Source organism: Methylobacterium sp. PvP105 (genome assembly GCF_017876975.1).
Taxonomy (GTDB): Bacteria; Pseudomonadota; Alphaproteobacteria; order Rhizobiales; family Beijerinckiaceae; genus Methylobacterium; species Methylobacterium radiotolerans.
In genome coordinates this window covers 450,088-473,780 of sequence record NZ_JAGIPA010000005.1, presented here as the reverse complement: position 1 = coordinate 473,780, position 23,693 = coordinate 450,088, and the positions used below count along the sequence as shown (strand labels likewise).

Genomic DNA, 23,693 nt, shown 5'->3' with positions numbered 1-23,693 from the left:
CGGCGTCCGATCGAAGGTCCGTCTCCGGAGCCGTGAGAGGGCGCCAAGGCCGCGTCCCCGTCCCCGCACGCCTGCCGGAGGCGGGCCGGCGGTGCGGGTCGAACGAACAGCCGGACGCCGGCCGCCGTTACGCGGCGATCCCGTCAATCCCGATCGACGCCGTGCGCGTGGCCGCGTCGGGGCTGAGTCGATCGCTCACCCGGATCAGGTCCCGGAGGTGTGTGTTCGCCAGGATCGTGGAAGCGAGGACCGCTCCGACCGTGAGGACACTGAACAGCCGGGACGGACCCAGCACGGCCTCGAAACGCTCGCGCGGCAGGTCGAGGACCAGGGCGCCGCCCGTCTCCGTCTGGATGACGCTCGGGCGCGCATCGAGGACCATGAAGGCGCCCGTCCGGCTCACCGCCTCCCGGTCTCCTTGCTGGACAGTGTCTCGGCCGGAGAGCTTCATGACCGCGTAGACGCGGCCGTGCGGGCCCTTGCGCCGGACCGCGTCGGCCGTCGCCTCGGTTCGCACCGCCGTGTGGGAGAAGTGCGAGATCGGCAGTTGGCCGATGCGCGACACATCCCCAGACGACCCTGGAACCGGGCGTCGGGGAGGGTCCGCAGTTCGGCCGGTACCGGCCGCTCGCAGACCATCTCCCGCCATCGACGGAACGCGTTCCGAAGATGAAGACTGTCTATCGAGAAGAGCGGTTGCATCCGCGGCCCGCGCGCGCAACTCGCCGTTCGATGGGCGAGATGGGAACGCGGCCGTCTATTGTATATAATTTTGCGGCTCAAGATTCGCGGGCCGGAAGCGGGCGCGGAGACGGTGCCCGCTTCCACGAACGGCCGCCCGAGACGGGCAGGCAACGATCAAATTGGGGCAGGCCTTCGGGGAGACCGCGTCGCCCCCCGTGACTGTCCCGTGAGCTGGCCGGCTGCTGTTCGAGCGGCGGGCGCAGGCAGCGCAGTTCGGATCGAAGCGGCGATTGGGCGTCGCCCCGTCCGGCCCCGACCGCTACGTCCGGCCCGATCGCAGGCGTGCGACCTCGCTCGGACCGATCTCGAGGTAGAAGCGGATCGCATCGTCGACCAGGGCGTCGGGGGTGACGCCCGCCGCCTTCGCGGCCCGAGCGACCTGGAGACCGAGCGCGAGATCGACGCGCAGGTCGGCGCCACGGCTCGCCGGGGCCGGTGCGGCGGTCGGGGCCGTTACGGGGGCGGCACTGGTCCGCGACTCGAGCTTGCCGAGCTTCGCTTCGCGGCGGCCCCGGTGGACGAGCGCGTCGGCGCGCTCGTTGAGACGGTCGCCGGCATGTCCCCGGACCCAGGTCCACTTCACGTCGCGCGCCGCGTTCAATTCGTCGAGGCGCTTCATGAGATCGACGTTCTTCACGTCACCCGTGGTCGAGCGCCAGCCCCTCGCCTTCCAGCCGCGCATCCACTCGGTCACGGATTTGACGACGTACTGGCTGTCGCACCGCATCTCGATCGCGGCCCCGGCGGGAAAATGCTCGAGGCCCTTGATCGCGGCGGTCAGCTCCATCCGGTTGTTGGTCGTGGTGCCGGGCTCTCCACCGCACAGCTCCACTGTGCCGTCCGGGGCCGCGATGACGACGCCCCACCCCCCCGGCCCGGGGTTCGGGTCGCATCCGCCATCGGCATAAACGATCGTTCGCATCGTGGCGTCAGCCCTCTCGTACGCAGTGATCGGTGGGTGGCCGCCATCGATGCCCGAAATTGGCTGACAGATGGTAGCCCCAACCCGGGCCCGTGCCGCTGGCGGGCGGCGCGCCGGGCTGCCCGTCTATCACCGATCCCGCGCCGCGGCAGGGCCGGTCGGGCGCTTACCGGCGGGATCGAGACTGTCGCGGGCCTGCTCCTCCGAGCGGAGCGGCCGCCCCGCGGCATTCGGGTCGGGACCTGATCAGTCCGGCAGGGCGCGGCGTTGCTCGCGACCCGTTGCCGGCGTCCGCCCCGCAGGCGACGGCGCAATCCACCGGCGGGCCGCATCGGCCGCCGGGCGACAGGATTGTCTGAGGACCGTCCCGACGATCGGGCGCGGTGCCGGCGACGGCGCTCTCGTGTGAAAGACGCGGCACGGGCGGAGTCAGATCTGCGCCGGAATGGCTGAGGACGGATCGCCGACTCTGGCCGCGCCTGGCGTCGGCTCGCCGCTGCGACGGCGCTCGGCACGGTCGGGTACGTCGGCATGTGGTCGGTCGTCGTCGTGCTGTCCGCGGTGCAGGCCGAGTTCGGGGTTGATCGGGCGGCCGCACTGCCCTCTACCCTCACGATGCTCGGCTTCGCGGTCGGCGGCCTCTCGACGACCCCGTGGCAGTTCGCCCTCGCGCACGGAGTGCTCGTCGGGGCACTCGGCCGCTCGGTCGCCTGCGGGCCGCTGATGGCCGACGTGTCGCGCTGGTTCTGGCGCCGGCGGTGGAGCGCGGAGTCGACGCGTTCGGCCGGCGCGCGACGCGGGCCGGCATCGGCCTGTTCTGCCGCGTCGCCATGCTGCCGCTCGCGCTGCTCTTGCGCGGCCGGCCCGCCGGCCGTGACGACGCTGTCGCCCGCGGCGATGCAGGCCCTCCTGGTCGTGGCCGGTCTCGCGTGCTGCGTGGCGATGGCGATGCCGCAGGTCCACATCGTGGCGTGCTGCAGCGGTCTCGGGTACGGCATCGCCCGTGGCGCGCCGATGCTGTCGCTGATGCTCGGCTTCGGCATCGTCAGCCGGGTCGGGCTTCGTCGCCGACCGGATCGGCGGCCTCGCGACGCTGCTGGCCGGTGCGCTGCTGCAGGCGGCGGCACTCGCGCTCTATCCCGCGTTCGACGACCTGACCTCGCTCTACGTGATCTCGGCCCTGTTCGGTCTGTTCCAGGGCGGCATCGTGCCGGCCTACGCGATCATCGTGCGCGAGGACCTCCCGGCCGAGGAGGCCGGGGCGCGGATCGGTGCGGTACTGATGGCGACGCTCGCCGCCATGGCGCTGGGCGGCTGGCTCACGGGGGTGATCTTCGACGCCACCGGCTCCTACCGTGCGGCGTTCGTCAACGGGTCGGCCTGGAACGCCGTCAACGTGGCGATCGTGCTGTGGCTGATCCGCTGCCGTCGCGCGCGCACGAGGCTGGCCGCGCATCGAGAGCTCCGGAATCCCGGGCCGCCTGCCAGTCCAGGGCTCCCTGCGCGTCCTACGCCTGAGCCGTTCCGAGGGTCACGGCGCGGCCGATCCTGCATCGCGCACGGGCGACACGTCCGGCCGGAAGAACAGGCCGGCCTTCAGACTGTCGCCGATGCGGTGGGCGCGCGCGATCAGGAGGGCGGCAGGTTCGGACGCGAAGTGGGCGGAGGCTGTTTCCTCGAACAGGCCGAGCCATCGCGCGAAGTGCTCGGGCCGGAGACGGCCCAGCGCGAGATGCTTCCCGAACGGATTGCCCTTGTACCGGCCCGACTTGAAGAGGACCGACGACCAGAACGCCTGGACGGTCTCCATGTGCCGGGGCCAGTCCGCGTCGGCGATCGCGGCCGCGAAGACGGGTCCGATCAGCGCGTCGCCGCGCACGCGGCCGTAAAAGGCGTCGAGAAAGCGGGTGAGGCTGGCTTCGTCGAGCGCGACATCGGGCATGATCATGAGATGCCGGCGGGGGCCGGTCTCTTCAAGGGGACAGGACGCCCGCCGGGCCGGCGGCCGGAGGGGAGAGCTCGGGCCTCATCTTCGAACGGTGCTGGCCCTCGACCACGACCGAGGATGTCTCGAGCGTCCGGCATAGGCATCTGGCTGCCGGACGCATCCGGCCGAGAGCGGCGCGTCCGCCCGGTCACGTGAGGCGCTCGGCCGTCACCGAAGCGAGCCAGCGGGTCGAACGCCTCCGGAGCCATTGACCGCCCCGCGCCGCCATAATAAATGATGACTATAATTTTTAGGCGACGGGGTTATGGCGATGGATGGGCGATGGGTGATCGGGTTCGCCGGCTTGGCGCTCGCGGCATGCTCGCCCGCCGAGACCGCCGTCACGCCGGAGCCGCCGCTGGTCCAGACCGTCGCGGTCGCGCCCGCCACGGCGGCCGCCGCGCGCTACACCGGCGTGATCCGGGCCCGGACCGAGAGCAATCTCGGCTTCCGGGTCGGGGGCAAGATCTTCGAGCGCCTCGTCGACCCGGGCGACCACGTGCGCCTCGGGCAGCCCCTGATGCGGCTCGACCGGACCGACTTCACCCTGGCGCTCAACGCGGCCCGCGCCTCGGTCGAGGCGGCCCGCGCGCAGATGATCAAGGCGAGGGCCGACGAGGAGCGCAGCCGCAAGCTCGTCGGCGACGGTTGGACCTCGAAGCAGACCTACGACCAGAACAGGGCCGCGGCGGACGCCGCCATCGCCCAGTTCGCCAACGCCGAGGCGCAGGCGAGCCAGATCGCCAACCAGGCGGGCTATTCCGAACTCCAGGCCGATGCCGACGGCGTCGTGATGGAGGTGCCGAGCGAGCCGGGCCAAGTCGTCGCCGCGGGGCAGACGGTGGTGAAGCTCGCCCGCGACGGCGCCCGCGAGGCGGAGGTGTTCGTGCCGGAGGGGAGCCGGCAGCGCGCGAGAGGCACGGCGTCGGCGACCCTCTACGCCGAGGGGGAGAGCACCTATCCGGCCAAGCTCCGGGAACTGTCGGCCACGGCCGACCCGGCGACCCGCACCTACCGCGCCCGCTACATCCTCTCGGGCGGCGGCGAGACCGCGCCCCTCGGGGCGACCGTGACGCTCCAGCTGACCCCTGCCCAGGCACAGGCGAGGACTTGGGTGTCCGTGCCGCTCGGGGCCCTGTTCGACCAGGGCGGCGGCTCCGCCGTCTGGCGCTACGACGCCGAGACCCAGACCGTCGCGGCGCAGCCCGTCACCGTCGCGCGCCTGTCGGAGGAGAGCGCCGAGATCGCCTCCGGTCTGAACCCCGGCGACCGGATCGTCGCGCTCGGCGCCCATCTGCTCAAGGCCGGGCAGAAGGTCCGGCCGGCGAGCGCGAGCATGGCGGAGGCTGGCCGATGAACGCCTCCGGCTTCAACCTCTCGGCCCTGGCGGTGCGCGAGCGCGCCGTCACGCTGTTCCTCCTGCTCGCGGTCACGGCGGCCGGGATCTTCGCCTTCCAGAAGCTCGGGCGCGCCGAGGACCCGACCTTCACGGTCAAGACCATGGCGGTCTCGGCCGCCTGGCCCGGCGCGACCACCGACGAGATGCAGCGGCAGGTCGCCGACCCGCTAGAGAAGCGTCTCCAGGAACTCGTCTACTACGACCGGGTCGAGACGACCGTTCGCCCCGGCCTGATGCTGATGAAGGTCTTCTTCAGGGACTCGATGCCACCGGCCAAGCTCCAGTCGGAGTTCTACCAGGCGCGCAAGAAGCTCTCCGATCAGGCCTCCAGCCTGCCGCGCGGCGTGCTCGGGCCGCTGTTCAACGACGAGTTCTCGGACGTCTACTTCGCCCTCTACGCGCTCCAGGCCGAGGGACTGCCGCACCGGCATCTCGTGCTGCGCGCCGAGGACCTGCGCCAGCGCCTGCTGCGCGTGCCCGGCGTCGAGAAGATCAACATCCTCGGCGAGCAGGCGCAGAAGATCTTCGTCGAGGTCTCCTACCAGCGCCTCGCGACCCTGGGCATCACCGGCCAGCAGCTCCTGGCGGCGCTCGCCAACCAGAACGACGTGACGCCGGCCGGCTTCGTCGAGGCCGACGGCCCGCGCGTGTACCTGCGGCTCGACGGCGCCATCGACGGCCTCGACGCGCTCCGCAATCTCCCGGTGGCGGCCGGCGACCGCAGCCTCAAGCTCGGCGACATCGCCGTGGTGAGGCGCGGCTACGAGGACCCGAAGGTCTTCGCGATCCGCAACGACGGCGCGCCGGCCCTGGTGCTGGGCCTCGTGATGAAGCCGGGCTTCAACGGCCTCAGCCTGGGCCAGGCGCTCAATGCCGAGGAGGTCGCGATCCATCACGAACTCCCGACCGGCATCACCTTCACGAAGATCACCGACCAGGCGAAGGTGATCGACGACGCCGTCCACGAGTTCATGGTGAAGTTCTTCACCGCGCTCTCGGTGGTGATCTTCGTCAGCCTCGTGGCCCTAGGCTTCCGGGTCGGCGTCGTGGTGGCGCTGGCCGTGCCGCTGACCCTCTCGGCGGTGTTCGTGGTCATGATGGTCACCGGCCGCGACTTCGACCGCATCACGCTCGGTGCCCTGATCATCTCGCTCGGCCTCCTCGTCGACGACGCGATCATCGCCATCGAGATGATGGTGGTGCGCATGGAGGAAGGCGCCGACCGGGTCTCGGCGGCGACTCATGCCTGGAGCGCCACCGCCGCGCCCATGCTGACCGGCACGCTCGTCACCGTCGCGGGCTTCCTGCCGGTGGGCTTCGCCGCCTCCACGGCGGGCGAGTACGCCGGCAACATCTTCTGGGTCGTGGCCTTCTCGCTGATCGTCTCGTGGATCGTGGCCGTGACCTTCACGCCCTATCTCGGCGTCAAGCTCCTGCCGGACATCAGACAGGTGGAAGGCGGGCACGCGGCGATCTACGCCACGCGGAACTATCAGCGCCTGCGCCGGGTCGTGCGGCTCTCGGTCGATCACAAGTGGCTGGCGGCCGGCATCACCGTGGCGCTGTTCGCCGCGGCCGCGGCCGGCATGGGCAAGGTCGAGAAGCAGTTCTTCCCGAACTCGGAGCGCTCCGAGCTCATCGTCGAGGTGACCCTCCCGACCGGCTCCGCCTTCGCCACCACCGAGGCGAGCGTGCGGAAGGTCGAGGCGGCCGTGCGCGCGATCCCCGAGGCGGGCGAGATCACGAGCTATATCGGCCAGGGCATGCCGCGCTTTGTGCTCTCCTTCGATCCGGAGCTGCCGGACCCCGCCTTCGCGCAGGTCGTCGTCCAGACCGCCGACGCCCACGCCCGCGACGTGCTGCGCGGCAAGGTGCGCCAGCTCGTCGACGCGGGCGGCTTCCCCGAGGCGCGGGTGCGGGTGCTGCAGATCGTGTTCGGGCCGCCGGTGCGCTTCCCCGTCGCCTTCCGGGTGGTCGGACCCGACCTCGACGTCATCCGCCGCGTTGCCGCGCAGGTGCGCGACGTCATGATGGCCAATCCCAACATGCGCCTCGTCCACCTCGACTGGGGCGACAGGACGCCGAGTCTGCACCTCGCCCTCGACCAGGAGCGCCTGCGCCTGATCGGCCTGACGCCGAAGGAGGCCGGCCAGCAGCTGCAGAGCTACCTCAACGGGACGCCGGCGACCCAGGTCCGCGAGAACCTGCGCTCCGTCGACGTCGTCCTCCGCAGCCCCGGTCCCGAGCGCCGCTCGCTGGGCGACATCGGCGACCTGACGCTGACCACGAGGGACGGGCGGCAGGTGCCCCTCTCGCAGGTTGCGCACTTGGAGAGCCGCAACGAGGACGCGGTGCTCAAGCGCTACAACCGCGAGACCTATATCCGCGTGCAGGGCGACGTGATCGACGGCAAGCAGCCGCCGGACATTCACGCGCAGATCGTCCCCGAACTCGCCGCCGTGAAGGCGAAGCTGCCGCCCGGCTACCGGATCGACACGGCCGGCTCGGTGGAGGAGAGCGAGAAGGCGATGACGGCGCTGGTGACGGTCTTCCCGCTGATGCTGATCGTGACCCTGACGGTCATCATGCTGCAGGTCCGCTCGTTCACCACCATGGTCATGGTGTTCGCGACCGCGCCGCTCGGCCTCGTCGGTGCCGTCCCGACGCTGCTCGTCTTCCACCAGCCCTTCGGCTTCAACGCGATCCTCGGCCTGATCGCGCTGTCGGGCATCCTGATGCGCAACACGCTGATCCTGGTGGATCAGATCCACCACGACCGCGCGGCGGGGCTGTCGGATTACGAGGCCATCGTCGAATCGACGGTGCGGCGGGCCCGACCGGTGATCCTGACGGCCGCCGCCGCGATGCTGGCCTTCATCCCGCTCACGCACTCGGTGTTCTGGGGGGCGCTGGCCTACGTGCTGATCGGCGGCGTCGGGGTCGGGACCCTGCTGACGCTGCTGTTCCTGCCGGCGCTCTACGCCCTCTGGTTCCGGGTGGCGCGGGACGCGCGCGCGACGCCGAGCGCATCCGGCCCCGCATCGGTGCCCGTGCCGGCCGAGCCCTGACCCGGCCTCACCCCACCGATGCCCCGCCATCCGGGGCATCCCGCGATCGCGCGTTCGGGTCTCGGGCGCGCGGTGTATCGACCGGCCCGCGCTTCGCCCCCTCGCGCAGGCCGGTCGACAGCCTGACCGGCGGCCGCGGCGCGACCGCGACGCCGCCATCCGCCGGACCTCGAGCATGCACGGGCCGCCGTCCCTTCAATAAATGATATCGCGCATCTATGTGAGAGGGGGAGCGGAGGACGGTACGATGCCGAGGGTCTCACAGGAGCAAGCCAAGCTGAACCGCCAGCGCGTGGTCGAGGTCGCATCGGCCCTGTTCCGGGAGCGCGGCCTGCACGGTATCGGCGTCGTCGACATCATGGCGGCCGCCGGCCTGACCCATGGCGGCTTCTACGGTCAGTTCGCCAGCAAGGAGGCCCTCGCAGCGGAGGCGTTCGACGCCGCGATCAGCGCCGAGTACCGGGCGAACCTCGACGCCTTCATCGAGAACTATCTCTCCCTGGCGCACGTCCGGACGCCGGGGAGAGGCTGCCCCGTCGCGGCGCTGGTGAACGACGTCGGGCGCGAGCCGCCCGGGAGCGCCCTGCGATCGCGGTTCACCCAGGGGGTCAAGGGGCTCGCCGGCCTCATCGCGGACAGGCTGCCCAGAGCGTCCAGGGAGCGCCGCAGGCAGCGCGCCCTGATCGCGCTGTCGACCATGGTGGGGGCGGTGGTGCTGGCACGGGGTGTCGACGACGAGGCCCTGGCCGGCGAACTGCTCGAGGCGGCGCGCTCCACGATCCCGGGCTGAGCCGGTTCGAGGCGGCGCCTCGCTCGGGCCGCGTCATGGCCGGGACGGAGCCTGGGACGGGATCGGGTCGCCGGGGGCCAATCGGGCCGCATCGTCGCCGCAGCCGATACCCCCGTGGGGAGGACCGCATTCGGTCGGGGCCCGCTGGGCCGCGCCCCGTGTTTTTAGATTGTGATCTGCATTTATATAGATTACGCTCGACATCGACGCCCAGGCCTCCGGACCGACATCGCCCGACCGGGTCGTCCGCGAGGCCGCGGGTCCGTCGCTCGCCCCCTCTCCGAGAAGGCTCACCGATGACCGGCGACGCGGCTTCGAGATCGCCCGAGCCTTCGCGGCGGAGGATCGTGGAATGGGCGGATCCCCGCTCCATCGCCGCGGCGGGACAAGCCCTCGCGGGGATCGACTTCCTGCGCGCGCTCATGGCGGGGAAGATCCCGCCGCCGCCCGCGATCCAGCTGCTGGGCATCGAGCTCGTGTCGGTCGATCCCGGCACGGCCCGGATGTGCATGCCGGCCGCGGAGTACCTCTTCAACCCGCTGGGCTCCGTCCACGGCGGCTCCCTCGCCACGCTGCTCGACAGCGTCATGGGCTGTGCCGTGCACGCGACCCTGCCGCTGGGACGCGGCTACACGACGCTGGAGTTCAAACTGAATTTCCTGCGCGCCGCCACCGAACGGTCCGGGCTGCTGACCGCGGTCGGGCAGGTCGTTCACGCCGGTCGGCAGCAGGCCGTGGCCGAGGGCCGCCTCAGCGACGCGTCCGACCGCCTCGTCGCGACCGCGAGCACGACCTGCCTCCTGTTCGATCTGCCCGGGGCGAGGACGCCGCCCGCCGGCTGACCGCGCCCGCCGTCGACGCCCGCGTGACTGCACCGCGCCGAAGGTCGGTCCCGCGCCCCGTCGACATCGCGGGCGCTCGGCCGCGACCCCCGAGACTGTGAGGCCCCCGCCATGGACATCCGCACGCGCCGCCTGCTCGAAGCGCCCCTCGTGCCGACCCTGGCGCGAATGGCCGTGCCGAATGTCGTGGTCATGGTCGTCCAGACCTCCATCGGCCTGATCGAGACGTACTTCGTCGCGGAACTCGGAACCGATGCCTTGGCCGGCCTGGCCCTCGTCTTCCCGGTGGTGATGCTCGTCCAGATGCTGTCCGCCGGCGGCATGGGCGGCGGCATCCAGTCGGCGGTCTCCCGCACCCTGGGCGCGGGCCGGCGGGCGGAGGCAGATCTTCTCGCCTGGCACGCCGCCGCGATCGGCCTCGCACTGGGTGTCGTCACCAGCCTCCTCGCCCTGCCGCTGGGGCCGAGGCTCTACGCCGCGATGGGCGGCACCGGGGGCTCGCTCAGGGCCGCGACCGCCTACGCGGGCGTCGTGTTCGGCGCGGCGATCCTGATCTGGCTGTTCAACGCGCTGGCGGCGGTGATCCGCGGGACCGGCAACATGGCGCTTCCTGCCGGCGTCACCTGCGCGGGGGCCGTCGTGCTGATCCCGCTCTCGCCCGCGCTGATCTTCGGCTGGGGCCCGCTGCCCAGGCTCGGGGTCGTGGGCGGCGGCGTCGCCTTCGCGGGCTACTACGCCGCGGGCTCCGCCGTCTTCGCCGCCTACATCTGGTCCGGCCGCGGCGTCCTGCGACCGGGCCGGCGTCCCCCGAGGCTGACCTGGGCGCCGTCCCGCGAGATCCTGCGCATCGGCCTTCTGTCCGGCATCGCCAGCGTGACCTCGAACGTCACGGTCATCGCGGCGACCGGCTTCGTCGGGACGGCGGGGCCGGCGGCGGTGGCCGGATACGGCACCGGTGCGCGGCTGGAGTACCTGCTGGTCCCGCTCGTGTTCGGGCTCGGCTCGCCCATCGCGGCCCTCGTCGGGACGGCCCTCGGCGCCGGGATGGAGGTCCGCGCCCGTCGGGCCGCGCTGACCGGCGCCCTCGTGGCCGGCGGCCTGACGGAGACCATCGGCCTGGTGGCGGCCGGGTCCCCTGAGACCTGGCTGGGCCTGTTCGGAGGCGACCCGGCCATGATGGCCACCGGCTCATCCTATCTCCGCATCGTCGGGCCCTTCTACGGGTTCTTCGGGGCCGGCCTCGCCCTCTACTTCGCCGCCCAGGGCGCCGGCCGCGTCGGCTGGCCGCTCACCGCCAGCCTTCTCCGGCTGGGGGTGGCGCTGGGCGGCGCCTGGATCGCGGCCGTGCTCGGGCTGGGCCTGGCCGGGATGTTCGCCGCCCTCTCGGCCGGCTTCGTCACCATGGGCCTCGTCAATGCCGCCGCCTTCGCCACGGGGCGGATGATCCGAACCAGGGCCGCGCCCGGGACCACCGCGGCACCGGGCGCCGTCGCGGCGGGCGACGGTCCCGCCCTCCGGGCCGCGACGCCCGGACCGGAGCCGATGGGCCGCACGCGGGGCGCGGCGTCGTGACGCCCCCGACATCGCCAGGGCGGTGATGAGCGCGGCAGGCCTGCCGGGTCACGGGGCCGGCAGGCGGGGCTTGCCGAGTTCGGCGACGGGCGCGCCCCGGATGGCGGAGCCGGCCTCTGACGCGCCCGTCCGGGACGACCGGGGCCGTCAGCCCTCGGCCTTGGCGAGGAAGTCGAAGTCGCAGCCCTCCGGGGCCTGCGTGACGCTGCGCCGGTAGAGCGCCTTGTAGCCCCGAGCCGGGGCCGGCGGCGGCCGGTGGTCGGCGAGCCGGCGGGCGATCTCGTCCTCCGCGACCAGGAGATCGACGCGCTTGTCCTGGATCGACAGGCGGATGCGGTCGCCGTCGCGCACCGCCGCCAGCGGGCCGCCGACCGCGGCCTCGGGCGCCACGTGCAGGACGATCGACCCGAAGGCCGTGCCCGACATCCGCGCGTCGGAGATGCGCACCATGTCCTTCACCCCCGCCTGCGCCAGCTTCTTGGGGATCGGCAGGTAGCCCGCCTCCGGCATGCCGGCCGCGTGCGGGCCGGCATTCTGCAGGACGAGGATGTCGCCGGGCGCCACGTCGAGGTCGGGATCGTCGATCCGCGCCGACAGGTCTTCCAGGCCGGTGAATACCACCGCCCGCCCTTCCGACTCGAACAGCTCAGGCGTCGCCGCCGCGCGCTTGAAGATCGCCCCGTCGGGCGCGAGGCTGCCGGACAGGGCCACGAGGCCGCCGACCGGCGACACGGGATCCTCCGCGGTGCGGATGATCGCGCGGTCGACCCAAGCCTCCGGCTCGTCCAGGCGCTCGGCGAGCGTCCGGCCCTCCACGTCCACCGTGTCGAGGTGGAGGAGCGGGCGCAGCTCGCGCAGGAGCGCGCCCATGCCCCCGGCGGCGTGGAAATCCTCCATGTAGCCCTGGCCCACGGGCTTCAGGTCGACCAGCACCGGCGTCGCGTCGGAGATCTGATTGAACCGCTCGGGCGAGATCCGGATGCCGAGCCGCCCGGCGATGGCGGTGAGGTGCACGATGGCGTTGGTCGAGCCCGACACCGCCATCAGCACGCGGATCGCGTTCTCGACCGACTTCTCGGTGATCACCTGCGAGGGCCGGATCTTCGACTGGATCAGCCGCACCGCCGCGCGGCCGGTCTCCTCGGCGGCCACCAGCCGGTCGGAATGCACCGCCGGGATCGCCGCGGTGCCCGGCAGCGACATGCCGAGCGCCTCGGCGATGCACGCCATGGTCGAGGCCGTGCCCATCACCGCGCAGGTGCCGGCCGTGACGGAGAGCCGGCCCTCGACCTCGGCGATCTCCTCGGCGTCGACGGTGCCGGCCCGGTATCTGGCCCAGAAGCCCCGGCAATCCGTGCAGGCGCCGAGCCGCTGGCCCCTGTGGCGGCCGGTCGACATCGGGCCGGTGACGAGCTGGATCGCCGGCAGGTCGGCGGAGGCCGCGCCCATGAGCTGGGCCGGCACGGTCTTGTCGCAACCGCCGATCAGCACGACCGCGTCCATCGGCTGGGCCGCGATCATCTCCTCGGTGTCCATGGCCATGAGGTTGCGGTACATCATGCTGGTCGGGTTGAGGAAAACCTCGCCGAGTGACACGGTCGGGAACGGCCGCGGCAGGGCGCCGGCCGCCAGCACGCCGCGGGAGACCGCCTCGACCAGCTCGGGCATGCCCCGGTGGCAGTTGTTGAAGCCCGACGGGGTCATGGCGATGCCGACCACCGGCTTGTTCAGCAGGCCGACCGAGATGCCCATGGAGCGCGCGAAGGAGCGGCGCAGGTAGCGGGCGAAGTCGCGGTCGCCGTAATTGGTCAGGCCGCGGTCGAAGCCGTGCGGTTCGTCGGTCATGGTCGTCTCCTCGCGAGGGCGGCCCGGGTCACCCCGGCCGTCCGGTCTGTCTCAGCGGTCGCCGGGCTCCCGGCTCCTGACGCGCGTCGGGTCGGTCCTCGTGCGCGGTCCGTCCCACCCCTGTCCTTCTCGCCGCGATTCCGGCGGCGCGCCGCCTGATAGGTTGCGACCGCCGGCGGCACCGGGATGGGCAGAGGCATGACCCAGTTCGGCGGCGCTGACGAGGTCCGCGCAAGGCATGGCCCATCGGATAGCCGTCCGAGAAGGGGGCGCGCGGGATCCGGGGCACGAAAGACGCCGCGGCGTCACCGCGTCCCGCGCGATCCGTCCGGCGCTGCATCCGTAGCACGGCGGCGATCGCGCAGGCCGCTGGCGGCCTGTATGACGGTCCTGGCGTCGGCGGACCCGACGCCTCGCGCGGCAACCGGACACCGGGTCACGTCATGGATTTGCGCAGCGCCGCGGTCAGGCTCGCCCGTCAGGCGCGTGACGCCGTCCGTCGCCGGCCGAACACCGCGTCACCGCGCGGCTCCACCGGCCGCGCGAGGAGCGGGCTGTCGCGGAGATCGCTCGGCACCCTGATCATCCTCGCGGCGGCCTCGGTCTGGCTGGCTGTCGCCGTCGGGCCCAACCTCCTCGGAAACGGCGGAGCCCTGTGGGCGATCGTGCACGGCGCGTGCGTCCCCCACGAGAGGCGCGGACAGGGACCCGCACCTTGCAGCCTGGTCGACCTGGCGGGCGGGGTCGAGAAGGGCTACGCCATCCTCAAGGACCTCCGCGGGCGGGCGCAGTTTCTCCTGATCCCGACGGCGCGCATCACCGGCATCGAGAGCCCCGTGCTCCTTCGACCCGGGACGACGAACTACTTCGCCAAGGCGTGGCGCGCGCGGACCTTCGTCGAGGACCGCCTCGGCCATCCGCTCGACCGGCGCGACGTCAGCCTCGCGGTGAACGCGCGGCTGCGGCGGAGTCAGGGGCAGTTGCACATCCACATCGACTGCGTCCGCCTCGACGTCCGCGACGCCCTTCGCCGCCTCGCGCCCACGATCGGCGATCGCTGGGCGCCTCTGCCCGAACCGCTGGTCGGACGCCCGTTCAGGGCGATGCGCGTGCTCGGGGACGACCTCGACGCCGCGGACCCGTTCGACCTGCTGGCGCGCGACGGCGACGCGCGCGCCGCCATGGGCGAGCACTCGCTGGCCGTCGTGGGGGCCGAGTTCCCGGGCGGGAAGCCGGGCTTCGTGCTCCTCGACGGCCTGGTGACCAGCCGTTTCGGCAGGGCGGCCAACGGCGAGATCCTGCAGGACCACACCTGCGGTCTGACGGTCGAATCCCCGTCGACCGGGCTTCGGCCCCTGGAATTCTGACGCGGGCCGACCCGGCTCACGGTTGCGCGGAGCCCGGCCGGCGCCCGGTCGTCACGCGGAGGGCCGCTCCGGGCTCGCGCGGCGATCGAGCCCGCTCTACCGCTTGTACTCCGGGGAGAGATGATCGAGCGGGTTGGTGCGCGCGTCCTTCTTCCGGCCCGTGTCGGTACCGGCGCTCCCGCCCGCCATGACGTCCGTCGACGACGAGATGGCGCTCGGCGGTGAGACGGGTCCGGTCGACCGGTCGGCGGGGGCAGCGCCGCCCTTGGTCGTGCTGACGCCCGGGGGCAGCGTGGCCGCAGTCGGCTGATCGATCCGGCTCGCCGCCGATTGGGCGAGCACCGGTCCGGACGACAGGATCAGCGCGCAGGCGCCCGCGGCCGCGCGAACCGCGGAAACCCGGGCGGTGCCGCCGGAGCGCGTGCCTATCGAAACCATCGATCCATCCATCCCTGAGAGTCGGCCGGCCGTCGTCCGGTGACCCAATGGATCGGCGCGCGGGCAGTTCCGCTCCTCGTCGATCGGTGCGGCGACGCGGCCTCCGCGTGGCGCCGCGGCGGCCGCGCCCCGCGGTATGGAACGCGGGAGCCGTGTGCCGCCGCGGCCGGGCCCGGGACACCGCCTGCTCGACCGGCCGGATCGTCTCGCCGACCCGGCCGAAGCGGGTGAGCTGCCGCATCCAGCCCAGGAAGACGACGACGGCCAGGTCGATGACCACCACCATCGCCCCCAGCAGCACGGGGCGCCCGCCCGGCCCGTAGAGGGGGGTCGACAGGGCGATGATCTCGACCACCGAGAACATGAACGCGCCGAGGATCGTGGCGAGCGCGTCGTGCGCCGGCCGGTCTCCGGTCCACGGGGTCGTGGCGCGCCGCGTCACGCCCGACGACGCGGCACCGCGGGCGTTGACCGGAACGGTCAGCGAGAAGGCCGTCACCGTCAGCATCGCGGAGGCGAGGATGCTCAGGACAGGGCCGAAGGCGTCGGCGTCGGCGCTCAGGGCGAGATCCTCCTCCGCGCGGAACTGGAAGCGCCACGCGAGCAGGGCCGTCGGGACGCGGCCGACGCAGTCGAGCGCCGCGCGGACTCGGCCTGACGGAGGGTTCGGGACAGGATCAGCCGCCACGCGGCGGGACGGTCCTCACGCTCTCGCAGGCTCCCGTTCGCCGCCGAGCCCGGGATCGGCGGCGCGACCGTCTCGGCGACGGACCAGAGTGGCTACTCGGCCGGCTGCGCCGCGCCGGCCGGCCCGGACTGCGCCCTGGCGGCCGCGTCGCCCCGCCCGAGCAGCCGCTCGAAGGCGACGTAGAACGTCGGCGTGATGAACAGGGTGATGAAGGTCGCGACGACCAAGCCGCCGATCACCACCGTCCCCATGGAGACGCGGGCATGCGCCCCGGCGCCGCTCGCGATGGCGAGCGGGATCGAGCCGGTGATGAAGGCGAACGACGTCATCAGGATCGGGCGCATCCGCAGGCGCGCCGCGTCCTGGGCCGCCTTCAGGACGTCCTCGCCCTGCCGGCGCAGGTCCTCCGCGAAGGACACGAGCAGGATCGAGTTCTTGGCGGCGAGCCCGACGAGCAGCAGCAGACCGATCTGGCCGAAGATGTCGAGTTCGAGCCCGCGCACGGCCAGGAATCCGACCGCGCCGAAGATCGCGATCGGCGTCGCCAGCAGGATCACGAAGGGGAGGCGCAGCGACTCGTACTGCCCGGCGAGCAGCAAAAAGATCATCAGCACGCCGAGGCCGAAGATCAGCGGCGCGTAGCCGCCCGCGACCTTCTCCTGGAAGGCGACGTCGGTCCACTCCACCGCGTAGTCCGAGGGCAGCCGGCGCTTGGCCAGCGCCTCGACCTCCTTGAGCACCGTGCCGGAACTCGCGCTGGAGGCCACCTCGATCGCCACCTCGATGGCCGGGTAGGTGTTGTAGGACAGGACCGCGGTGGGGCCGGTGGTGAATTCCGCCCGCACCAGGGAGCCGATCCGCACGGGCTCGCCCCGGCTGTTGAGGACCGGAAGCGCCTGCAGATCCTGGATCGTGCGCCGGCCCGTGGCCTCGCTCTGCACGTAGACCTGATAGACGAAGCCGAAGCGGTTGAAGAGGTTGACGAAGCTCGACCCGACATAGGTCCCGAGCGCGTCGAACAGGTTCTGGAGGGGCACACCGAGCTGCTCGGCCTTGGCCCGGTCGATCTCCAGGCGGATCTGCGGCACGCCGTAGCTCGTCGTCGGCAGCGCCTGGGCGACGTTGGGGCTTTTCTCCATCTCGTCGATGAAGCGCTGGGCCGCCTCGGCGAGCTTGATGCCGCCGGCACCGCTGCGGTCCTGGATCTCGAGCGTCAGGCCGCTGCGGGTGCCGAGCCCCGGCAGCGGCGACGGGTTGACCACCCGCACCTTCCCGTCCGGATCGTGCCGGAATTCCTTCTGCACGCGGGCGATGATGGCGTCGGCCGAGGCCGCCCGCTCGCCCCACGGCTTCAGGACCGGGATCTGGAACCCGTAGAACGGTGCCACCGCGTCGGCGAGGATGCTGCGCCCCACGACGCCGATCGTGTGATCGACCTCCGGCATGTCCCGCAGGCTCCTGCCGAGCCGCTCGACCATCCGGTCGGTGCGCGCCACCGAGGCGCCCTTCGGCAGGGCGACATCGGCGAAGAAGTAGCCCTGGTCCTCGTTCGGGACGAAGCCGGTCGGGCGCTGCATCACGAGGAGCGCGGTGAGCGCCGCGAAGGCCGCGAAGGCGAGGCCGACGAGCACGAGGTGGCGGGTGAGCCGGCCGATCATCGCGGTGAGGAGGCCCGCGGCGCGCTCCAGCGTCCGGTTGAACCAGCGCAGCGGCGCCCTCCACCGGCTCCGGTGCGCCCCGGCGCCCTCCGGGCGGTGCTTCAGGATCAGGCCGCAGAGCGCCGGCGTCAGGGTCAGCGAGACCACGGCCGAGATCATCACCGAGATCGCGATGGTCAGGGCGAACTGGTTGTAGAGTTGGCCGGTCAGGCCCGGGATGAAGGCCACGGGCACGAACAGGGCGGCCAGCACCAGGGTGGTGGCGATCACCGGGCCGGCGACCTCGTTCACCGCCTCCCGGGCGGCCGGGCGCGGCTCCATCCCCTCGTCCATCAGCCGCTCGGTGTTCTCGACCACGATGATGGCGTCGTCGACCACGAGGCCGACCGCCAGCACCAGGCCGAGCAGGCTCAGGGTGTTGAACGAGAAGCCGAGCAGCGCCATCGGCCCGAAGGTCCCGACCAGCGCCACCGGCACGGCGATCGAGGGGATCAGCGTCGCCCGCCAGTTCTGCAGGAACAGGTAGGTGACCACCACGACGAGGATCAGCGCCTCGAACAGGGTGTGCACCACCTCGCGGATCGCCTCGCGGACGAACTCGGTGCGGTCGAGGGCGATCTTGTACTTGAGCCCCGGCGGGAACCGCCGCGCGAGCTCCGCCATCGTGGCCTTCACCCCGTCCATGACGTGGACGGCGTTGGCGCCCGGCGTCTGGTAGAGGCCGAGGGTCGCCGACGGCTCGCCGTCGAAGCTGGAGCGCACGCCGTACTGCTCCGAGCCGAGTTCCACCCGCGCCACGTCGCGCACCCGCACCACGGAGCCGTCGGGGTTGGCCCGCAGCAGGATGTTGGCGAATTCCTGGGGTTGGCTGAGCCGTCCCTGCGTGACGACCTGCAGCTCGAAGGCGGTGGGCGCGCCGTCGGTCGGCGGCTTGCCGAGGGAGCCGGTGGTGATCTGCTCGTTCTGCTGGCTCACCGCGCGGATCACCGCGTCGGGGCTGATCGCCAGCGCCTCCATCTTCACCGGGTCGAGCCACAGGCGCATGGCGTAGCGCTTCTGGGAGAAGTTCTGGATCCGGCCCATGCCGTCGACCCGGCGGAGCGGTTTGATCACCTGGGTCTCGGCCCAGTTGGCCAGGAACAGCTCGTCGTAGGGCGCACCCGGATCGGCGTAGAGCACGATGTTACCGAGCCGCTGGCGGGAGCTCTTCTGGATCTCCAGCCCCTGCGCGCGCACCGAGGCCGGCAGCTTCGCCTCGGCCCGGTTGGCGCGGGTCAGCACCTCGGCGGCGGCGGCGTCGAGGTCGGAGCCGATCTCGAAGGTCGCGTCGAGGTTGACGCTGCCGTCCGTGTTGCTGGTCGAGGCGATGTAGAGCAGGTGCTGGGCGCCGTTGATCTCCTGCTCGAGGGGCGTCGTGACCGCGTCGTAGGCCTGCTGCGCGCTGGCGCCGGGATAGGTCGCCTGGATGTTGATGATCGGCGGCGCGATCTCGGGAAACTGGGCGATCGGCAGGGTGAGGCCGGCCACGGCGCCGATCAGGGTGATCAGAACCGAGATGACGGCCGCCAGGACCGGCCGGTCGACGAAGCGGGCGAACATCGGACCTCGACGGTGATCGGTGGCCGCGAGGACCGCGGGCTTGCAACGCGAACGCGTTTGGCGTGTTCCCCGTCGGGCTCGGCGCGGGCGCGCCGCAGCGGGAGGAGCAGTCAGCGTGCGGGCGGGGCTTCGGACCGGACTACTCGGATGTGGCGCCGCGCTGGTCCTGGCGGCGGGCGGCTGGTTCGCGATGGGCCGGCCGGAGCCCGCGGCCCTGATGAGCGCGCTGCCTTGGTCGGACCGGCCGGCCGAGACCGCCGAGACCGAGCCGCCGATCGCCGTCACGGTGACGGCGGCGCGGACCCGGACGGTGCCGATCAGCTTCACCTACACGGGCACCATCATCGCGCAGCAGGACGCGGCCCTGCAGGCCCGGGTGACCGGCGACGTCACCGAGCGCCCCTTCGAGCCCGGGAGCCACGTGAAGAAGGGGCAGGTTCTGTTCCGGATCGATCCGCGCCCGTTCCAGGTGGCGCTCACCCAGGCCCAGGCCCAAGAGGCGCAGGCCAAGGCGCAGCTCCAGTTCGCGCAGGCCGAGGTGAGCCGGACCGACACGCTGGCCGACAAGGGCTACGCGTCGGAGCAGCGGCTCCAGCAGCTCCAGTCGAACGCCGCCGCGGCCGCCGCCCAGGTCCAGGGGGCCGAGGCCGCGATCGCGCGGCAGAACCTCAACCTCGACTACGCGGTGGTCAGCGCGCCCTTCGACGGGCGGGCGAGCCTGTCGATCGTGAACCCCGGCGACCTCGTCATCGAGAACCAGACGGAGCTGGTCACGGTGGTGCAGCTCGACCCGATCGACGTGCAGATGGCGCTCTCCTCCGAGGATTCCGAGGCCTTGCGCGAGGCGATGCAGACCGGCCCGGTGACCGTGGAGGTGCTGGACGAGGCCGGCAAGCCCGTGCGCGACGCCAGGGTCTACCAGCTCGACAACCGGTTCGACCCCCGCACCGCCCGGCGCCTCGTGCGCGCGCTGCTGCCGAACACCGACGAGCGCTTCCTGCCCGGTCAGTTCGTCCGCGCGCGGGTCAAGACCGGCACCGAGGAGAAGCTCCTCGTCCCCACGGTCGCGCTGTCGGCCCGGCTCGCCCAGCGGATCGTCTACGTGGTGGACGATCAGGGCGTGGTCCGCCAGCAGCCCGTGACCACGGGCGACAGCTTCGGCGAGGACACCGCGATCCTGGCCGGGCTCAAGGCCGGCGAGCGGGTAGTGACCGACCATCTCCAGGACATGCGGCAGGACCTCAAGGTCGAGATCCGGTCGGCGGACGCGGGTGCCGCGGCCGAACCGCGGGCGCCGGAGGCCGACGGGCCCGCCCCGGGCGCGCCGGGCTGAGCGGGCGATGCGGTCCGCGCTCCCGATCGCGCTCGTGCCGGCGCTCGTTCTGATACTGCTTCCGGCGCCGGCCGCCGGGGCCGCGGCGCCGCACTGCCGCGTCGACCATGCGCACTATGCCGCCCTCGGGAAGGGGATGACCTACCGCCAGGTGCGCGCCCGTCTGGGTTGCGACGGCCGCCGCGTCTCGCACCTGACCGTCGGGCGGGTCCGGCGCGCGACCTATTCCTGGCCCGGACGCGGGACGTACGGCGCCAACATCACGCTCACGTTCCGCAACGACCGCCTCACCGACAAGTCGCAACTCGGCCTGCGGGCGCCCTGAGCGGTGCGCCGCGCCGGACGATGACCGTCCCTTCCCGGCGCGGGGTGCGCGGTGCCGCCCGCGGACCGCGCCCCGGCACGCCCCGGGGCCGCGTCCCGGAGACCGAGCGCGCGATCCTTATGCGCCGCCCCCAGTCTTGTAAATTACCTAACACTCTCGCGCGCGATCCCGGTCGAGGGACGCATGTGGCGGCGCATCGGCGCCGTGCGACGCTCCATCGGGAGCGGGCGGGCGCAAACCTCGACGCCGCGCCCGGCTCTCAGCGATGCGGAATCCCACGGACCGGTCGCGAAGTCTCCGAGGCGAACCGGCGACCGACCCGGCGGGTGTCACAGGGACGCGGGCAGGACCTTCCGCCGGTCACGTCGATCAACCCGTCGGCGCCAGCGCGCGCACGGGTCAGCCTCTGCCACTCTGGCCCGCGGTCCCGTCGTGCCGGGCGCAACCGACGGCGCGCTTCGGTGCGGCCCCACGGACGGCCAGCGAACAGGTCATATATATGATACATGATTATTGACAGGCCTCGTCCGGAGCGTATCCTCGACCCGACGCCGACGAAGTCGCACAACTCGCAAGATCGGCGCGCAGACAGGTGAGGAGCGCCATGACGGCACGGAGCATGATCCGGCTCGTCGGGACGGTCGCGGCCCTGTGGGGGGCCCTCGGCGCCGCCCGGGCAGAGGTCTCGACCGTTCGGCTCGCCAAGCAGTTCGGGATCTCCTACCTGCCCCTGACCGTGATGGAGGAGCAGGGCCTGCTCGAGAAGCAGGCCAAGGCGCGCGGCCTCGACGTCAAGGCCGAGTGGCTGCGCTTCACCGGCGGCTCGGGGATGAACGAGGCCCTGCTCTCCGGCAACCTCGACCTCGCCTCCGGCGGCGTCGGCCCGTTCCTGACGATCTGGGGCCGCACGCTCGCCAACATCAAGGTCAGGGGCGTGGCGGCGCTGAACGCGATGCCGCTCTGGCTGGTGACGACCAACCCCGCGGTGAAGTCGATCGCGGATTTCGGGCCGCAGGACAAGATCGCGCTGCCGACCGCCAAGACCTCGATCCAGGCGATCACCCTGCAGATGGCCGCCGAGAAGGCGTTCGGGCCCGGCCAGCAGGGCAAGCTCGACCCGCTCACCGTCTCGATGGGTCACCCGGACGCTCAGACCGCCCTGATGGGCGGCCGCTCCGAGATCACCGCCCATTTCGGCTCGCCGCCGTTCCAGGAGATGGAGCTGAAGGATCCGCGCGCCCGCAAGGTGCTCGACAGCTACGACGTGATGGGCGGCCCCCACACCTTCAACCTCGTCTGGGCCACCAGCCGGTTCGTCACCGACAATCCGAAGGTCACGGCGGCCTTCCGGGCGGCGCTGGAGGAGAGCCTGACGCTGATCCGCGAAGACCCCGCCCGGGCCGCGGCGCTCTGGATCAAGGCGGAGGGGTCGAAGCTCTCGCAGGACGAGGCCGTCGCCCTCATCCGCGCGCCACAGAACGCCTGGACGACCAAGCCGCAGCGCATGCTCGACTACCTCGCCTACATGAACCGGGCCGGGCTGGTCTCCGCCACCGCGGCCAGCGAGGGTGAGCTGTTCTTCCCCGCGCCGGCCGCCGGCAGCGGCGCGCCGAAAGAGGCCACGCGGTGACGGCGGCCGCGGATCGCGCCGCCGTCACGCCGGAGGCGAGCGCGGCGCTGCGGGTCCACATCCGGCGGGGCGCGGCGGTCGCGGCCTTCACGGTGCCGCGCCGGGCCAACCAGACCGTGCTCGACGTCGTCACCGAGATCCAGCGCGACCAGGACCCCACCCTCGCCTACCGGTTCGCCTGCCGGGTCGGCATGTGCGGCTCCTGCGGCATGACGGTGAACGGGCGCCCGCGCTGGACCTGCCGCACCCGCGTGGCCGCGGTCGCGCCGGACGGGGTGCTGACGCTCGAGCCCCTGCGCAACCTGCCGGTGGTGAAGGACCTCGCGGTCGACATGGAGCCCTTCTTCGAGAAGTGGCGCCGCGCCCACGGCTATTTCGAGCCGGGCGAGACCCCGCCCGACGATTTCGCGACGGTCGCGCCGGATTCGCCCGCGCGCCAGGAGGTCGATGCCGGCATTGAGTGCATCAATTGCGGCGTCTGCTACGCCGCCTGCGATCTGGTGACGTGGAACCCCGATTACCTCGGACCCGCGGCCCTCAACCGGGCCTGGACGCTGGTCAACGACGTGCGCGACCAGGATCGCGACGGGCGGCTCGCCGCGGTGGCGGGCGATGCCGGCTGCCATTCCTGCCACAGCCACATGAGCTGCACCGAGCATTGCCCGAAGGGCCTGAGCCCGACCTTCTCGATCGCCGGCCTGAAGCGCGAGACCGGCAAGGCGGCGCTGCGCCGGTTCTGGAGGCGCGGATGAGCCCGCTCCTGTACCTCGCCCAGCGCAGCACTGCCGCGATCCTCGCGGTCACGGTCGCGGTCCACCTCGGCACGATCGTCTACGCGGTGCGCGGCGGGCTCACGGCCGGCGAGATCCTGGGCCGGACTCAGGGCAACCTCGCCTTCCTGCTGTTCTACGCGGTCTTCGTTCTGGCCGCCGCGATCCACGCCCCGATCGGCCTGCGCAGCGTCCTGCGCGAGTGGGCCGGCTGGCGCGGCCGCTCCCTCGACCTCGCCATGATCGCCCTCTCGGCCCTGCTCGCCGGGCTGGGCCTGCGGGCGGCACTCGCGGTGTACGTGGCATGAGGACCGCCGCGAGCACGGCCGGGCGGACCGGCATCACCCGCGCGTCCCTGCGCCGGCCCGGCTTCGCCGCCGCGCTGATCCACCGGCTGTCGGGGATCGCCCTGGCGCTGTTCCTGCCGATGCACTTCATCGCGCTCGGCACCGCGCTCCAGGGCGCCGACCGGCTGGAGCGCTTCCTCGGCCTCACCCATAACGGCTTCGTCCGCACGGCCGAATGGGGCCTCGTCTGCGCGCTCGCCGTCCACATGGCGCTGGGACTGCGCGTGCTCGCCATCGAGTGGCTGCGCTTCCGCGAGCGCAACGCCCGCGTCGTGTCGGGCTGTCTCGCGACCGCCTTCGCGATCGGCCTCCTGTTCCTCCTCAGCGGGGCCTGACCGTCGCCCATCGCCCTCGTCAGCGGAGACCCGC

Annotated in this window: 18 protein-coding genes and 1 pseudogene; 13 read left to right on the top strand and 6 right to left on the bottom strand. The window is 72.3% G+C overall.

What is annotated here, in order from left to right:
• Nucleotides 1-127: 127 nt before the first annotated feature.
• Both J3A75_RS35705 and J3A75_RS35700 read right to left on the bottom strand, forming a co-directional pair.
• The gene (locus J3A75_RS35705) at nucleotides 128-565 is read right to left on the bottom strand and encodes a hypothetical protein (RefSeq protein WP_052516883.1); all 438 of its coding nucleotides are present in this window, start codon (nucleotides 563-565) and stop codon (nucleotides 128-130) included.
• A 438-nt stretch (nucleotides 566-1,003) separates the two neighbouring features.
• Nucleotides 1,004-1,666: a ribonuclease H gene (locus J3A75_RS35700; RefSeq protein WP_024827260.1), complete on the bottom strand. Its 663-nt coding sequence runs from the start codon at nucleotides 1,664-1,666 to the stop codon at nucleotides 1,004-1,006.
• 459 nt (nucleotides 1,667-2,125) lie between these two features.
• Between J3A75_RS35700 and J3A75_RS35695 the strand changes: the two are divergent.
• A pseudogene (locus J3A75_RS35695) lies at nucleotides 2,126-3,122 on the top strand (MFS transporter); the annotation flags it as partial.
• A 75-nt stretch (nucleotides 3,123-3,197) separates the two neighbouring features.
• Here the strand turns inward: J3A75_RS35695 and J3A75_RS35690 are convergent.
• Complete coding sequence (locus J3A75_RS35690) at nucleotides 3,198-3,608, bottom strand: group III truncated hemoglobin (protein ID WP_043073816.1); 411 nt, start codon at nucleotides 3,606-3,608, stop codon at nucleotides 3,198-3,200.
• 316 nt (nucleotides 3,609-3,924) lie between these two features.
• On the opposite strand from J3A75_RS35690, the gene J3A75_RS35685 reads away from it, so the two are divergent.
• From J3A75_RS35685 to J3A75_RS35665, 5 genes are all read left to right on the top strand, one after another.
• Nucleotides 3,925-5,010, top strand: a complete 1,086-nt coding sequence (locus tag J3A75_RS35685) for an efflux RND transporter periplasmic adaptor subunit (protein WP_024827263.1) — start codon at nucleotides 3,925-3,927, stop codon at nucleotides 5,008-5,010.
• Entirely contained in the window at nucleotides 5,007-8,120 is a 3,114-nt protein-coding gene (locus tag J3A75_RS35680; protein ID WP_029359010.1) for an efflux RND transporter permease subunit, read from the top strand. Before J3A75_RS35685 ends, J3A75_RS35680 begins: the two co-directional genes overlap by 4 nt.
• A 247-nt stretch (nucleotides 8,121-8,367) precedes the next feature.
• A complete protein-coding gene (locus J3A75_RS35675; protein WP_053621274.1) occupies nucleotides 8,368-8,910 on the top strand; it encodes a TetR/AcrR family transcriptional regulator in 543 nt (180 codons plus the stop codon).
• A gap of 347 nt (nucleotides 8,911-9,257) precedes the next feature.
• Nucleotides 9,258-9,752, top strand: a complete 495-nt coding sequence (locus tag J3A75_RS35670) for a PaaI family thioesterase (RefSeq protein ID WP_245337763.1) — start codon at nucleotides 9,258-9,260, stop codon at nucleotides 9,750-9,752.
• Nucleotides 9,753-9,863: 111 nt separating this feature from the next.
• Nucleotides 9,864-11,324, top strand: coding sequence for an MATE family efflux transporter (locus J3A75_RS35665; protein ID WP_209651339.1), 1,461 nt, complete (start codon nucleotides 9,864-9,866; stop codon nucleotides 11,322-11,324).
• Nucleotides 11,325-11,471: 147 nt separating this feature from the next.
• On the opposite strand, the gene J3A75_RS35660 is transcribed toward J3A75_RS35665, so the two are convergent.
• On the bottom strand, nucleotides 11,472-13,169 hold the full coding sequence (locus J3A75_RS35660) for an IlvD/Edd family dehydratase (protein ID WP_116656673.1): 1,698 nt from the start codon (nucleotides 13,167-13,169) through the stop codon (nucleotides 11,472-11,474).
• A gap of 443 nt (nucleotides 13,170-13,612) precedes the next feature.
• Here J3A75_RS35660 and J3A75_RS35655 point away from each other — a divergent pair, with 443 nt between their 5' ends.
• Complete coding sequence (locus tag J3A75_RS35655; RefSeq protein ID WP_209651338.1) at nucleotides 13,613-14,536, top strand: CDP-diacylglycerol diphosphatase; 924 nt, start codon at nucleotides 13,613-13,615, stop codon at nucleotides 14,534-14,536.
• 16 nt (nucleotides 14,537-14,552) lie between these two features.
• Here the strand turns inward: J3A75_RS35655 and J3A75_RS37330 are convergent, their stop codons facing one another.
• Both J3A75_RS37330 and J3A75_RS35645 read right to left on the bottom strand, forming a co-directional pair.
• The gene (locus J3A75_RS37330; RefSeq protein ID WP_209651337.1) at nucleotides 14,553-15,662 is read right to left on the bottom strand and encodes a DUF2254 family protein; all 1,110 of its coding nucleotides are present in this window, start codon (nucleotides 15,660-15,662) and stop codon (nucleotides 14,553-14,555) included.
• Between the two features lie 92 nt (nucleotides 15,663-15,754).
• Nucleotides 15,755-18,919: an efflux RND transporter permease subunit gene (locus J3A75_RS35645; protein WP_012329726.1), complete on the bottom strand. Its 3,165-nt coding sequence runs from the start codon at nucleotides 18,917-18,919 to the stop codon at nucleotides 15,755-15,757.
• Between the two features lie 115 nt (nucleotides 18,920-19,034).
• Here J3A75_RS35645 and J3A75_RS35640 point away from each other — a divergent pair, with 115 nt between their 5' ends.
• The 6 genes from J3A75_RS35640 to J3A75_RS35615 all read left to right on the top strand — a co-directional run bounded on the left by J3A75_RS35640 (nucleotide 19,035) and on the right by J3A75_RS35615 (nucleotide 23,659).
• The gene (locus tag J3A75_RS35640; protein WP_209651336.1) at nucleotides 19,035-20,252 is read left to right on the top strand and encodes an efflux RND transporter periplasmic adaptor subunit; all 1,218 of its coding nucleotides are present in this window, start codon (nucleotides 19,035-19,037) and stop codon (nucleotides 20,250-20,252) included.
• A gap of 7 nt (nucleotides 20,253-20,259) precedes the next feature.
• Entirely contained in the window at nucleotides 20,260-20,577 is a 318-nt protein-coding gene (locus J3A75_RS35635; protein WP_209651335.1) for a DUF3862 domain-containing protein, read from the top strand.
• 604 nt (nucleotides 20,578-21,181) lie between these two features.
• Nucleotides 21,182-22,207: an ABC transporter substrate-binding protein gene (locus tag J3A75_RS35630; RefSeq protein WP_043073811.1), complete on the top strand. Its 1,026-nt coding sequence runs from the start codon at nucleotides 21,182-21,184 to the stop codon at nucleotides 22,205-22,207.
• On the top strand, nucleotides 22,204-22,959 hold the full coding sequence (locus J3A75_RS35625; protein WP_127993213.1) for a succinate dehydrogenase/fumarate reductase iron-sulfur subunit: 756 nt from the start codon (nucleotides 22,204-22,206) through the stop codon (nucleotides 22,957-22,959). The genes J3A75_RS35630 and J3A75_RS35625 overlap by 4 nt, the downstream gene beginning before the upstream one ends.
• A complete protein-coding gene (locus J3A75_RS35620; RefSeq protein ID WP_029359020.1) occupies nucleotides 22,956-23,285 on the top strand; it encodes a succinate dehydrogenase in 330 nt (109 codons plus the stop codon). The genes J3A75_RS35625 and J3A75_RS35620 overlap by 4 nt, the downstream gene beginning before the upstream one ends.
• A complete protein-coding gene (locus tag J3A75_RS35615; protein ID WP_024827274.1) occupies nucleotides 23,282-23,659 on the top strand; it encodes a succinate dehydrogenase in 378 nt (125 codons plus the stop codon). The genes J3A75_RS35620 and J3A75_RS35615 overlap by 4 nt, the downstream gene beginning before the upstream one ends.
• Nucleotides 23,660-23,693 lie beyond the last annotated feature (34 nt).

Coding starts and splice junctions, on each gene's coding strand:
- J3A75_RS35700 (WP_024827260.1), bottom strand. CDS start 1,666: ATGCGAACGATCGTTTATGCCGATGGCGGATGCGACCCGAACCCCGGG.
- J3A75_RS35690 (WP_043073816.1), bottom strand. CDS start 3,608: ATGCCCGATGTCGCGCTCGACGAAGCCAGCCTCACCCGCTTTCTCGAC.
- J3A75_RS35685 (WP_024827263.1), top strand. CDS start 3,925: ATGGATGGGCGATGGGTGATCGGGTTCGCCGGCTTGGCGCTCGCGGCA.
- J3A75_RS35680 (WP_029359010.1), top strand. CDS start 5,007: ATGAACGCCTCCGGCTTCAACCTCTCGGCCCTGGCGGTGCGCGAGCGC.
- J3A75_RS35675 (WP_053621274.1), top strand. CDS start 8,368: ATGCCGAGGGTCTCACAGGAGCAAGCCAAGCTGAACCGCCAGCGCGTG.
- J3A75_RS35665 (WP_209651339.1), top strand. CDS start 9,864: ATGGACATCCGCACGCGCCGCCTGCTCGAAGCGCCCCTCGTGCCGACC.
- J3A75_RS35660 (WP_116656673.1), bottom strand. CDS start 13,169: ATGACCGACGAACCGCACGGCTTCGACCGCGGCCTGACCAATTACGGC.
- J3A75_RS35655 (WP_209651338.1), top strand. CDS start 13,613: ATGGATTTGCGCAGCGCCGCGGTCAGGCTCGCCCGTCAGGCGCGTGAC.
- J3A75_RS35645 (WP_012329726.1), bottom strand. CDS start 18,919: ATGTTCGCCCGCTTCGTCGACCGGCCGGTCCTGGCGGCCGTCATCTCG.
- J3A75_RS35635 (WP_209651335.1), top strand. CDS start 20,260: ATGCGGTCCGCGCTCCCGATCGCGCTCGTGCCGGCGCTCGTTCTGATA.
- J3A75_RS35630 (WP_043073811.1), top strand. CDS start 21,182: ATGACGGCACGGAGCATGATCCGGCTCGTCGGGACGGTCGCGGCCCTG.
- J3A75_RS35620 (WP_029359020.1), top strand. CDS start 22,956: ATGAGCCCGCTCCTGTACCTCGCCCAGCGCAGCACTGCCGCGATCCTC.
- J3A75_RS35615 (WP_024827274.1), top strand. CDS start 23,282: ATGAGGACCGCCGCGAGCACGGCCGGGCGGACCGGCATCACCCGCGCG.